The sequence below is a fragment of the Pseudomonas sp. P1.31 genome (assembly GCF_001269815.1).
GTDB classification, from domain to species: Bacteria; Pseudomonadota; Gammaproteobacteria; order Pseudomonadales; family Pseudomonadaceae; genus Aquipseudomonas; species Aquipseudomonas rustica.
This window is the reverse complement of sequence record NZ_LHVN01000013.1, coordinates 74507-87277: the sequence shown is the minus strand read 5'-3', so window position 1 is coordinate 87277 and position 12771 is coordinate 74507. Positions and strand designations below refer to the sequence as shown.

10 protein-coding genes and 4 tRNA genes are annotated in these 12771 nt (G+C 59.0%); 3 read left to right on the top strand and 11 right to left on the bottom strand.

What is annotated here, in order from left to right; genetic code table 11:
- Positions 1-148: 148 nt before the first annotated feature.
- The 10 genes from AD669_RS09145 to gltX all read right to left on the bottom strand — a co-directional run bounded on the left by AD669_RS09145 (position 149) and on the right by gltX (position 6162).
- Positions 149-595, bottom strand: a complete 447-nt coding sequence (locus AD669_RS09145; RefSeq protein WP_053118914.1) for an Hsp20 family protein — start codon at positions 593-595, stop codon at positions 149-151.
- A gap of 122 nt (positions 596-717) precedes the next feature.
- Complete coding sequence (locus tag AD669_RS09140; protein WP_053118912.1) at positions 718-1677, bottom strand: tRNA-dihydrouridine synthase; 960 nt, start codon at positions 1675-1677, stop codon at positions 718-720.
- 163 nt (positions 1678-1840) lie between these two features.
- On the bottom strand, positions 1841-2278 hold the full coding sequence (locus AD669_RS09135; protein WP_053118910.1) for a thioesterase family protein: 438 nt from the start codon (positions 2276-2278) through the stop codon (positions 1841-1843).
- A gap of 46 nt (positions 2279-2324) precedes the next feature.
- Positions 2325-3158: an alpha/beta fold hydrolase gene (locus tag AD669_RS09130; RefSeq protein ID WP_053118908.1), complete on the bottom strand. Its 834-nt coding sequence runs from the start codon at positions 3156-3158 to the stop codon at positions 2325-2327.
- Between the two features lie 30 nt (positions 3159-3188).
- Positions 3189-3728 carry a TetR/AcrR family transcriptional regulator gene (locus AD669_RS09125; protein WP_053118906.1) on the bottom strand — a complete coding sequence of 180 codons (540 nt, stop codon included), beginning with the start codon at positions 3726-3728 and terminating at the stop codon, positions 3189-3191.
- A gap of 181 nt (positions 3729-3909) precedes the next feature.
- Positions 3910-3985 (bottom strand) — tRNA-Glu (locus AD669_RS09120).
- A gap of 79 nt (positions 3986-4064) precedes the next feature.
- Positions 4065-4140 (bottom strand) — tRNA-Ala (locus tag AD669_RS09115).
- Positions 4141-4192: 52 nt separating this feature from the next.
- Positions 4193-4268: transfer RNA gene (locus AD669_RS09110), tRNA-Glu, on the bottom strand.
- Positions 4269-4348: 80 nt separating this feature from the next.
- Positions 4349-4424 (bottom strand) — tRNA-Ala (locus tag AD669_RS09105).
- Between the two features lie 256 nt (positions 4425-4680).
- A complete protein-coding gene (gene gltX / locus AD669_RS09100) occupies positions 4681-6162 on the bottom strand; it encodes a glutamate--tRNA ligase (RefSeq protein WP_053118904.1) in 1482 nt (493 codons plus the stop codon).
- Positions 6163-6391: 229 nt separating this feature from the next.
- Between gltX and AD669_RS09095 the strand changes: the two genes are divergently transcribed.
- The gene (locus AD669_RS09095) at positions 6392-7441 is read left to right on the top strand and encodes an HlyD family secretion protein (RefSeq protein ID WP_053118901.1); all 1050 of its coding nucleotides are present in this window, start codon (positions 6392-6394) and stop codon (positions 7439-7441) included.
- A gap of 49 nt (positions 7442-7490) precedes the next feature.
- Positions 7491-8981 carry an MDR family MFS transporter gene (locus AD669_RS09090; RefSeq protein ID WP_172680097.1) on the top strand — a complete coding sequence of 497 codons (1491 nt, stop codon included), beginning with the start codon at positions 7491-7493 and terminating at the stop codon, positions 8979-8981.
- Between the two features lie 110 nt (positions 8982-9091).
- Here the strand turns inward: AD669_RS09090 and uvrB are convergent, their stop codons facing one another.
- Positions 9092-11107, bottom strand: coding sequence for an excinuclease ABC subunit UvrB (uvrB, locus tag AD669_RS09085; RefSeq protein WP_008083013.1), 2016 nt, complete (start codon positions 11105-11107; stop codon positions 9092-9094).
- A gap of 337 nt (positions 11108-11444) precedes the next feature.
- Here uvrB and AD669_RS09080 point away from each other — a divergent pair, with 337 nt between their 5' ends.
- Positions 11445-12641, top strand: a complete 1197-nt coding sequence (locus AD669_RS09080) for an amino acid aminotransferase (RefSeq protein WP_007913409.1) — start codon at positions 11445-11447, stop codon at positions 12639-12641.
- Positions 12642-12771: the final 130 nt, after the last annotated feature.

The window sequence follows — 12771 nt, the reverse complement described above, 5'->3', positions numbered from 1 at the left end:
GCCTTGTTGGCGCGGATTGTAAAGAGCCGCAACAGCAGCAGCAAACGTTGCGTCGGGTTTCTTTCGCCCACAAAAAAGGCCCCGACGTATCGGGGCCTTCATTCAGCGGCTCATCGTCCGTTCAGACGATTGTGTTGCAGCACATGACTCAGTGCTGCAACGCCGGCTTCTGCCCCCCATTGATCGGGATGCGTTTGGCTTTCGCTTCTTCCGGAATCACGCGCAGCAGGTCGATGCTCAGCAGGCCGTTGCTCAGATCCGCTGCCTTGATCTCGATGTGATCGGCGAGGCGGAAGGACAGCTTGAAAGCACGCTGGGCAATGCCCTGATGCAGGAAGGTCACGCCTTCGTTGGCATCACGCTTGCCGCCACTGATGGTCAGCACACCTTTCTCGACTTGCAGTTCCAGGTCTTCTTCCTGGAAACCGGCTGCCGCTACAACGATGCGGTATTGGTCGTCACCGTGTTTTTCCACGTTGTAAGGTGGGTAGCTGCTGCCTGGCTCATTGCGCAGGGCGGTTTCGAACAGGTCGTTGAAACGGTCGAAGCCCACCGAGGAACGGAACAGTGGCGCGAGGGAAAATGCAGTACTCATGGTTCAAATCTCCTGAAAACAATCAGCAAGTTTTTTTGACTCCGCGACCCGAATTCGGCATCGCGTACCCCCTAGATAGGGACCGCTGATTTGTTTTCAAGAGACTATTTGCAGATTTTTTTTCAGGCGGCTTCGGCAACCGGCAAACCGAGCAAACGCGAAACGTGATCCGGCTCAGTCTCACGGCGCAGCACGGTAAACAGTTCGGTCGCCTCAGGATAATTGCGCGTCAGCATCGCCAGCCATTGCTTCAAACGGCCCGGCGATTGGCGAGCGGTCATCTGTGCTTTGGCTTGCAACCAGAAGTCCTGGATCAACGGCATCAGTTCCGCCCAAGTCATCTCGACGACTTCTTCACCGGCACGGGCAGCGGCGATTTGTTTGGCCAGATCCGGGCGCGACACCAGACCGCGACCGAGCATGATGTCTTCGACGCCACTGATTTCGCGGCAACGGCGCCAGTCTTCGACGCTCCAGATATCGCCATTGGCGAACACCGGCACCTTGACCACGTCCTGCACGCGCGGGATCCACTCCCAGTGCGCCGGCGGTTTGTAGCCGTCCATTTTGGTTCGCGCGTGAACCACGATGTGTTCAGCACCGCCTTCGGCCAACGCCGTGGCGCATACCAGCGAGCCGTCGGGGCTGTCGAAGCCGAGGCGCATTTTCGCGGTCACCGGAATGTGCACAGGCACGGCACGACGCACGTGTTCGACGATCTGGTTGAGCAGCTCGGGCTCTTTCAGCAGTACCGCGCCGCCACGGGATTTGTTCACGGTCTTGGCCGGGCAGCCGAAGTTGAGGTCGATCACTTCGGAGCCGAGCTCGCAGGCCAGCGCAGCGTTTTCCGCCAGGCACACCGGGTCGGAACCGAGCAATTGCACGCGCAGCGGCACGCCGGAAGCGGTGCGGGCGCCGTTGAGCAGCTCGGGGCCGAACTTGTGGAAGTACGCCGGGGTGAGCAACTGGTCGTTGACCCGAATGAATTCGGTCACGCACCAGTCGATGCCGCCAACGCGGGTCAGCACGTCGCGGAGGATGTCGTCGACCAACCCCTCCATGGGCGCCAGAGCAATTTGCATGGGGAAAACACTACTTAAGGAAAAAACGTGCGGCAGTTTACTGGATATCGCGGGAAATCGCAGATCCCTTGTAGGAGCGGCCGAAGGCTGCGATCTTTTGATGTTGTTTTTTATAATCAAGATCAAAAGATCGCAGCCTGCGGCAGCTCCTACAGGGATTGTGTCAGGCCGGGGTCAGGATCGCCGGGCCATAGCCTTCGATAAACTCGGCCGGCATGCGCTTGGGTTTGCCGGTCGACAGTTCGATGCAGACAAACGTGGTTTGCGCGCGCAGCAGCGTGGTGTTGTCGCTCGGGCGGATCAACTGAAAGTGCCGGGTCATTTTCAAGCGTTGATCCCAATCGACGATCCACGTCGCCAATTGCAACTCATCGCCTTCATAGGCCGCTGCCAGATAATCGATTTCGTGGCGCACCACAGCCATTGCCCGATCCAGGCGCCGATATTCAACCAGATCCAGCCCCAGACGTTGCGAGTGGCGCCATGCGCAGCGCTCGAGCCAGGTCACGTAGACCGCGTTGTTCGCGTGGCCCAGCCCGTCGATGTCCTCGGCGCCTACTTGCAGATCAATGGTAAACGGCGTTGCCCGATCCCAGCCCATGCCCCACTCCCGGTCAGTTTATTCAACCGGGGCAGTGTAACGGAGCTCACGCCGATTGGCGCGCCTGGAGGCTACGACCGGCGAGCAGTGATAACACGCCATCAATCACGCGCGGGTCGGCGAGTACACGTTGATGACCACCGCCCTCAAGGCGCAGCAGGCGACTGTCGAACCAGGATTCGTGGATCAGTTGCGATTCTTTGACCGAGATAAAGTTATCGTCTTCGGCATGCACGATCAGGCCCGGCATATCCAGTTGATAGTGGGCGACATCGAGGGTCGCGGCGCGCATGCCAACGTCTTGCTCGACCTGGCGGATAAATGCGGAGCGCGCTCTGGGTGGCATGCCGACGTAGCGGGCAAACCCGCGCAGCACCCCGAGAATGCGCGCCGGCGCGGCGATGCTGACGAGGGTTTCGGTGCGCAAACCCAGTTGCACGGCAAGCATCGCGCTGGCGCCGCCCATGGAGTGACCGATGACCGCTTGCAGTGGCGGCAATTCGGCGGCGGCTTCGAGCATGGCGCGGGCGAACAGGACGACGTTGGCTTCACGCCCCGGTGAGCGGCCGTGTGCCGGGCCATCGAGCGCAACGACGGTGTAACCGGCATCGACGAGCGCCGTGATCAGCGCGGCGAACTGGGTGGGCCGCCCTTCCCAACCGTGCATCAGCAGCACAGCAGGGCCTTGACCCCAGCGCAATGCCGAGAGGCCGAAACGCAAGGTGATGCGCTCGGCACTGGCCAACATCGGCAGTTCCCAGTCGCGCAGTGGCAGCGCGCGCGGCGTCATGAACGCCAGACGCATTTTGCTCGCCACTAATTTCGGTGCAAACCAGCCTAAGGTGCCATTAACGCCACGAACCCATTTCAACGTGCTCATCGCTCTCTCCTCAGGCGTGTTGCCTTCAGGTCAACGCACCGCCGACTTGGCAGCGCGCAGCAATCGATCGGATAAATCACCAGGGCCTAGCGCTCTTGCGAGAGCCAGACCACCCACCATCAAGGCCACGTCGGCCAGGGCTTTGTCGGTGTCCTCAGGGCTGGACGCCAACTGCGCAATCATCAATTCCAGGTGTTCGTTCAGCGCGATGCGGAACGATTCCGGCAGACGCCCCAACTCACCGATCGACGCCGGAATCGGGCAGGCCGCTTCGCTGGAATCACGGTGCTTGCGCGACAGGTAGAACGCAGCCACCAGCGCGCGGCGTTCTTCACCGGTCAGTTCGGCATCCATGTCGGCAATCAGGTCGCGGCGGCGGCCAAGAAGCTGTTTGAACGCTTCGAGCATCATCGCGTCCTTGCTTTCGAAGTGCGCGTAGAAGCCGCCAACCGTCAGGCCGGCTGCACCCATCACTTCGCCCACGCTAGGGTCTGCCGGGCCGCGCTGGATCAGTGCAGCGCTGGCAGCCTTGAGGATGCGTTCGCGGGTTTGAGCTTTTTTATCGTTCATCGTTGCCTCCGAATATTACGACTAGAATATTATTCGCATAATAATATTCTGCAAGTCAAGGATATGACCGCTGGTCTGAAGCACAGTTTAGGAAATAGGAGAATTGGCCAAACGCCAGACAAACAAAAGGGCCATTCAATAATTGAATGACCCTTATAAAATCCCGCAGAGCGGGTAATCGTGGCGTCCCCTAGGGGACTCGAACCCCTGTTACCGCCGTGAAAGGGCGGTGTCCTAGGCCACTAGACGAAGGGGACACAAACCTTCTATACAACTGATCAGTGCTGAGTGCTGATCGATTCAAGGCCGGTGTGGCCAGACCTTGAACTGTAAAATTGGTGGAGCTTAGCGGGATCGAACCGCTGACCTCCTGCATGCCATGCAGGCGCTCTCCCAGCTGAGCTAAAGCCCCGATTTATCGCCTCGCGGCGGAGTGACATTTTGCAACATCACTTCTGTAAAACTGGCGTCCCCTAGGGGACTCGAACCCCTGTTACCGCCGTGAAAGGGCGGTGTCCTAGGCCACTAGACGAAGGGGACGCAAACCCTTCTATACAACAGACCAACACTGAGTGCTGATCGCTTCAAGGCCGGTGTGGCCAGACCTCGAAGTGTAAAATTGGTGGAGCTAAACGGGATCGAACCGTTGACCTCCTGCATGCCATGCAGGCGCTCTCCCAGCTGAGCTATAGCCCCTCATCGTTGATGTCATCGCTGAGGACGGGGCGAATCTTAAGGGCGTATCGAAAGCCTGTCAAACTTATTTTTGAAATTTTTCAAAGTTTTTCGTCGGCATAACAATCACTTACCGCCCTCCCCCCGTAAATTCGGGACTCGGGATGTCACACAGACCTGTAGGAGCTGCCGCAGGCTGCGATCTTTTGACTTTATCTTTTGAAAATAAGATCAAGAGATCGCAGCCTTCGGCAGCTCCTACAGGAAGGCAAAGCGTTTAGGCAATAGCGGCCAGGAGCTTTTCCCACTCTTTGTTTTCTTTCTTCGACACACCGCCCAGCAGGTCAATCGCCTGACGCAGACGGAAGCGGGTCAGATCCGGGCCAATGATTTCCATCGCATCGAGCACCGACACCGAGCTCGCCTGACCAGTGATCGCCGCAAACATCAGCGGCATCGCATCACGCAGTTTCAATTCCAGCGATTCAACCACTGCCTGAATCGTTGCGGTGATGTTGTCTTTCTCCCACTGACGCAGGCTTTCCAGCTTCCACAGGATCAACTGCATCAACTGACGAACCTGATCGCCCGAGAGCTTTTTCGATTCGAACAGTTTGGCATCCGGATTGACGCCACCGGCGAAGAAGAACCCGCCCAGCGGTGCAACCTGGCTGAAAGTTTCAACGCGACCCTGCACCAGCGGCGCGATCTTCATCATGTATTCCGGGTTCAACGCCCAGGTCTGCAGACGGCTGGCGAACTCTTCCACCGGCAGATCACGCAGCCACTGGCCGTTGAGCCACGACAGCTTCTCGATGTCGAAGATCGGCCCGCCCAGCGAGACACGCTTGAGGTCGAAGTTGTCGACCATTTCCTGCAGCGAGAACTTCTCGCGCTCGTCCGGCATCGACCAGCCCATGCGGCCGAGGTAGTTGAGCATCGCTTCCGGCATGAAGCCCATGCGCTCGTAGAACGTCACCGAGGTCGGGTTCTTGCGCTTGGACAGCTTGCTCTTGTCCGGGTTACGCAACAGCGGCATGTAGCACAGCTCCGGTTGTTCCCAGCCGAAGTATTCGTACAACAGAATCAGTTTTGGTGCCGATGGCAGCCACTCTTCGCCGCGCAGCACGTGGGTGATGCCCATCAGGTGATCGTCGACCACGTTGGCGAGGAAGTACGTCGGCAGGCCGTCGGTCTTCATCAGCACTTGCATGTCCATGCGATCCCACGGGATCTCGACGTCGCCACGGAGCATGTCCGGCACCACGCAAACGCCTTCGCTCGGCACTTTCATGCGGATCACGTGGGGTTCGCCGGCGGCCAGACGGGCTGCGACTTCTTCTTTCGACAGCAGCAGCGCGCGGCCGTCGTAGCGTGGCGTTTCGCCGCGAGCCATTTGCTCGGCGCGCATCTGATCGAGTTCTTCAGCGGTGCAGAAGCATGGGAACGCATGACCCATGTCGACCAGTTGCTGGCAGTACTTCTGGTAAATATCGCCGCGCTCGCTCTGGCGATACGGGCCGTGCGGGCCGCCAACGTCCGGGCCTTCGCTCCAGTCGATGCCCAACCAGCGCAGGGCGTCGAAGATCTGCTGTTCGGACTCGCGGGTCGAACGCAACTGGTCGGTGTCTTCGATCCGCAGGATGAACTCACCGCCGTGCTGCTTGGCAAAGCAGTAGTTGAACAATGCGATGTAAGCGGTACCTACGTGGGGATCCCCGGTAGGCGATGGCGCGATGCGAGTGCGGACGGTGGTCATGGCATGTCTCGAAAATAATGAAAAGCAAAACAATCAAGCGGCGAATGGTAACAGGCGACACCCGCCCCGCTCCAGCGGGCAGGGCATTTAAGCCAAGTTTGCGTCTGTAAGGCCCGTAAGCCGTGATGAATGGCGGAATATCAACAGATGGCATTTACCGTTTATCGGCTGTATGCCAAATTTGCCTGCTGATAACTTTCCTTACAATTCCTCGACTACAGTTTGCCCCATGCCTGCCCAACTCAAGCGTCGCCTGTTTATTTTCCTGCTGCTCGTCCTGCTGATTGCCGGGGGCTTCTTCGCCCACTGGTTCTTCAAGGGACGCTTTTATGAAAGCACCGACAACGCCTATGTCCAGGGTGAGATCACTCGTGTCTCGAGCCAATTGGGCGCGCGCATCGACGAAGTGCTGGTGCAGGACAATCAGCACGTGGAAGAAGGCCAGTTGCTGGTGCGCCTCGAACCGAATGATTTCCGCCTCGCGGTAGACCGCGCCAATGCCGCCCTCGCCACCCGCGAAGCCGAACGCCTGCAAGCGCAAAGCAAATTGACCCAGCAATCGAGCCTGATCGCCGCCAGCGATGCGCAAGTAGCGACTACACAAGCCACGCTCGGCCGCTCGCAGATGGATTTGTCGCGCGCCGAAACTCTGCGCAAACCCGGTTACGTTTCCGAAGAACGCGTGACCACCCTCTCCGCCGATGCTCACATCGCCCGCTCGCAAGTGGCCAAGGCCCAGGCTGACGCGCAAGGTCAGCGTCAGCAGGTCAACGCCCTGAACGCTGAAATCAAACGCCTCGACGCACAGATCGCCAACGCCCGCGCCGATCTCGCGCAAGCCGAACTCAACCTGACCCGCAGCGAAATCCACGCGCCGATCAGCGGCCTCGTCGGTCAACGCGCCGCGCGCAATGGTCAAGTGGTGCAGGCCGGCGCCTATTTGCTGTCGATCGTTCCGGACGAAGACATCTGGGTACAGGCCAACTTCAAGGAAACCCAGATCGGCCACATGCAGCCGGGACAAAAAGCCGAGCTGACCTTCGATGCGTATGGCGACACGCCGATCGAAGCGCGGGTCGAGAGCCTGTTCGCCGCATCTGGCGCGCAGTTCAGCCTGCTGCCACCGGACAACGCCACCGGCAACTTCACCAAAGTCGTGCAACGGATTCCGGTGAAACTGACCTTCAAAGCCGATAACCCGCTGCACGGCAAAATCCGTCCGGGCATGTCGGTCACCGCGACTGTGAACATCAAAGACGCCCCTGAAGATGGCCGGTGATTCGCTGATCCGCCCGGTCGGCGAACCGACCCGGCGCGATTGGATCGCGGTGATGAGCGTAATGCTCGGCGCCTTTATGGCCGTGCTCGACATCCAGATCACCAACTCTTCGCTGAAAGACATTCAGGGCGCGCTGTCGGCGACGCTGGAAGAAGGTTCGTGGATTTCCACCTCCTATCTGGTCGCGGAAATCATCATGATCCCGCTGACCGCGTGGCTGGTGCAGTTGCTGTCGGCGCGACGACTGGCGGTTTGGGTGTCGCTGGGCTTTCTGGTTTCATCGCTGCTGTGCTCGATGGCCTGGAGCCTGGAGAGCATGATCGTCTTTCGCGCCATGCAAGGCTTCACCGGCGGCGCGCTGATCCCGCTGGCGTTCACCCTGACCCTGATCAAACTCCCCGAACACCACCGCGCCAAAGGCATGGCGATGTTCGCCATGACCGCGACGTTTGCGCCGTCAATCGGCCCGACGCTGGGCGGCTGGCTCACGGAAAACTGGGGCTGGGAATACATCTTCTATATCAACATCCCGCCGGGCCTGATCATGATCGCCGGGTTGATGTATGGGCTGGAAAAGAAAGAAGCGCACTGGGAATTGCTCAAAAGCACCGATTACACCGGCATCCTCACGCTGGGCATCGGCCTCGGTTGCTTGCAGGTTTTTCTCGAGGAAGGCCATCGCAAGGACTGGCTGGAATCGAGCCTGATCGTGACGCTGGGCAGCATTGCGCTGGTGAGTCTGATCACCTTTGTCATCGTGCAGATTTCCAAACCCAATCCGCTGATCAACCTTGGCATTCTGCGTAATCGCAATTTCGGTTTATCGAGTATTTCCAGCCTGGGCATGGGTGTCGGGTTGTACGGCTCGATTTATCTGTTGCCGCTGTACCTGGCGCAGATCCAGAACTACAACGCCCTGCAGATCGGCGAAGTGATCATGTGGATGGGCGTGCCGCAGCTGTTTCTGATTCCGCTGGTACCGAAGCTGATGAAGATCATTTCGCCAAAATGGCTGTGCACGCTGGGGTTTGGACTGTTTGGTCTGGCGAGTTTTTCGTCGGGAGTGCTCAACCCGGATTTCGCCGGGCCGCAGTTCAATCAGATTCAGATTGTCCGAGCACTTGGGCAGCCGTTGATCATGGTGACCATTTCGCTGATTGCCACGGCGTACATCCTGCCGCAGGACGCGGGGTCGGCGTCGAGCCTGTTCAACATCTTGCGTAACCTCGGCGGTGCGATCGGCATTGCCTTGCTGGCGACGCTTTTGGATGCGCGCACCAAGACCTACTTCGATTATTTGCGCGAGGCGGTGGTGCCGACCAATCCGCAGGTGGCCGAGCGGTTGGCGTCGATGACGGATCGGTTTGGCAGTGACACGGCGGCGTTGGGCAAGTTGAGTGAGATCGTCCATCAGCAGGCGGCGATCATGGCTTACAACGATGCGTTTCACTTTGTCGGGATTGCGCTGGGGGTCAGTATGTTGGCGATTCTACTGACCAAAAAATTGCCGGAGGGGTTGAAGGCCGGGGAGTCTCATTAAGACCGCGTCGCCTCAATCGCGAGCAGGCTCACTCCTACAGGTCTTGTGAACGCCACAGACCCCTGTAGGAGTGAGCCTGCTCGCGATGAGGCCCGACCAGACAGCACAAATCAAACAGCCAAAAGCCGTTCGCGCAGTTTGGCAATCTCATCGCGCATCTGCGCCGCCGCTTCAAACTCCAGATCCCGCGCCAGCTGATACATCTTCTCTTCCAGCGCACGAATACGCTTGGTGATTTCGCTCGGCGAGCGCAATTCGGCTTCGTACTTGGCGTTCTCTTCAGCAGCCTTGGCCATGCCTTTGCGCTTCTTGCTGCGCGAGCCCGGCACGGTGGCGCCTTCCATGATGTCGGCGACGTCCTTGAACACACCTTTCGGGGTGATGCCGTTTTCCAGGTTGAAGGCGATTTGCTTGTCGCGACGTCGTTCGGTCTCGCCAATCGCCCGCTCCATCGAACCGGTCATGCGGTCGGCGTAGAGAATCGCGCGGCCATTGAGGTTACGCGCCGCACGGCCGATGGTCTGGATCAACGAACGTTCGGAACGCAGGAAACCTTCCTTGTCCGCATCGAGAATCGCCACCAGCGACACTTCCGGCATGTCCAGACCTTCACGCAGAAGGTTGATGCCGACCAGCACATCGAACGTACCAAGGCGCAGATCGCGGATGATTTCGACGCGCTCCACCGTGTCGATGTCCGAGTGCAAATAACGCACGCGCACGCCGTGATCGGCAAGGTAATCGGTGAGGTCTTCGGCCATGCGCTTGGTCAGCGTAGTGACCAGCACGCGCTCTTCGATCGCTACGCGCTTGGAGATTTCCGACAGCAGATCGTCGACCTGCGTCAGCGCCGGGCGCACTTCAATCTGCGGATCGACCAGCCCGGTCGGACGCACCAGTTGCTCGACCACGCGCCCGGCGTGCTCGGCTTCGTAGTTGCCCGGCGTCGCCGAAACGAAAATGGTCTGCGGGCTCACCCCTTCCCACTCATCGAAACGCATCGGCCGGTTATCCAGTGCGGACGGTAGGCGGAAACCATATTCGACGAGGGTTTCCTTACGCGAACGGTCGCCCTTATACATCGCGCCAACCTGCGGCACGCTGACGTGGGATTCGTCGATCACCAGCAAGGCATCCGCCGGCAGATAATCGTAAAGGGTTGGCGGCGCGGCACCGGCCGGACGCCCGGACAAGTAGCGCGAGTAGTTTTCGATGCCGTTGCAGTAACCCAGTTCGAGGATCATCTCCAGGTCGAAACGGGTGCGCTGTTCAAGGCGCTGAGCCTCGACCAGTTTGTTGTTGCTGCGCAGGTATTCGAGGCGTTCCTGCAGTTCGACTTTGATGTGTTCGATGGCGTCGAGCAGGGTTTCCCGAGGCGTCACGTAGTGGCTCTTCGGGTAAAAGGTGAAGCGCGGCATCTTGCGAATGACTTCGCCGGTCAGCGGGTCGAATGCGGAAATACTTTCGACTTCGTCATCGAACAGTTCGATGCGGATCGCTTCCAGATCGGATTCCGCCGGGTAAATGTCGATCACGTCGCCGCGCACACGGAAGGTCGCGCGGGCGAAATCCATGTCGTTGCGGGTGTATTGCAGGTCGGCCAAACGGCGCAGCAGTGCGCGCTGATCGAGCTTGTCACCGCGATCGACGTGCAAGACCATTTTCAAATAGGTTTCCGGGCTACCGAGACCGTAGATGCACGACACCGTGGTGACGATGATCGCGTCTTTTCGCTCCAGCAACGCTTTGGTCGCGGACAGGCGCATCTGCTCGATGTGGTCGTTGATCGACGCATCCTTCTCGATGAAGGTGTCGGACGACGGCACATAGGCTTCGGGCTGGTAGTAGTCGTAGTAGGAAACGAAGTATTCAACGGCGTTGTTCGGGAAGAACGCCTTGAATTCGCCGTACAACTGCGCGGCGAGGGTTTTGTTCGGCGCCAGCACCAGCGTCGGGCGCTGAATCTGCGAGATGACATTGGCGATGCTGAAGGTCTTGCCCGAACCGGTCACACCGAGCAGCGTCTGGTGCGCCAGCCCGGCTTCGATACCCTCGACCAATTGGCGGATGGCTTCCGGCTGATCGCCGGCGGGCTCAAAGCGAGTGACGAGCTGGAATTCGGACATATACACCTCTGGGATCGCGGCGTTCCGCGCAAAGCGGAGCACCACGGGGACAACCGCAAACGACCGGTGTCGCGCAAGAAAAAACCTGGATTGTGCTCAATGTGGTGGCGATTGCCTCTGCTTTCAAGGCAAACGTCCTACATCCGGTAAAGTCTCTGACACGGCCAATCGACTAACGGTCAAGAAATAATCGCAAAAACTTACCTGAAAAGCCGAATCGCCTGTCGCCATTGCTCGCAGATGGCCTCTATACTAGCTCCCCGTTTGTGCACCGCTCTAGTGCATTCGGCTGGAGCGCCACACGTCCCTCCACTATCCATTCAGAGCCGCCGTAATAATGAGCCTGTTCTCCGCTGTCGAAATGGCACCCCGCGATCCAATCCTGGGCCTCAACGAAGCATTCAACGCCGATACCCGGACCACCAAGGTCAACCTGGGCGTTGGCGTTTACTGCAACGAAGAGGGGCGAATTCCACTTCTGCGCGCCGTTATTGAAGCCGAGACGATTCGCGTCGCTCAACACGCTTCGCGCGGTTACCTGCCGATCGATGGCATCGCTGCCTACGACCAGGCCGTGCAGAAACTGCTGTTCGGCAATGACTCGCCGCTGATCAGCGCCGGTCGCGTCATCACCACTCAGGCCGTCGGCGGTACTGGCGCCCTGAAAATCGGTGCTGACTTCCTCAAGCAACTGCTGCCGAACGCCGTCGTGGCGATCAGCGACCCAAGCTGGGAAAACCACCGCGCGCTGTTCGAAACCGCCGGTTTCCCGGTGCAGAACTACCGTTACTACGACGCTGCCACCCACGACGTTAACCGTGCCGGCATGCTCGAAGACCTCAACGCCCTGCCGAACGGCTCGATCGTTATCCTCCACGCTTGCTGCCACAACCCGACCGGCGTCGACCTGACCCCGGCGGACTGGAACAACGTGCTGGACGTTGTTAAAGCCAAAGGTCACGTGCCGTTCCTCGACATGGCGTACCAGGGTTTTGGCGACGGTATCGACGAAGACGCCGCCGCTGTGCGCCTGTTCGCTGAATCCGGCCTGACTTTCTTCGTCTCGAGCTCGTTCTCCAAGTCGTTCTCGCTGTACGGCGAGCGCGTTGGCGCCCTGTCGATCATCAGCGAATCGAAAGAAGAAAGCGCGCGCGTGCTGTCGCAAGTCAAACGCGTGATCCGCACCAACTACTCCAACCCGCCGACTCACGGTGCAAGCATCGTTGCTGCGGTGTTGAACAGCCCGGAACTGCGTGCGCAGTGGGAAGCGGAACTGGCGGAAATGCGTCTGCGCATTCGCGGCATGCGTGAGCAGATGGTTGCCCTGCTGGCCGAGAAAGCCCCGGGCCGCGACTTCAGCTTTGTGGGTCGTCAGCGCGGCATGTTCTCTTACTCGGGCCTGACCACTGAACAAGTGCATCGCCTGCGAAACGAGTTCGGCATTTACGCACTGGATACCGGTCGTATCTGTGTGGCCGCGCTGAACCAGAGCAACATCAAGGCTGTAACGGACGCGATCGTTCAGGTCATCTGATAACGCTGCGTGATGAAAAACGGGAAGCCTTGGGGCTTCCCGTTTTTTATTTGTCCGAAGGAATGCAACATTCCCTCTAAACTGCACACAAATCCAAATTGTAGGAGCAAAGCTTGCTCGCGATAGCGGT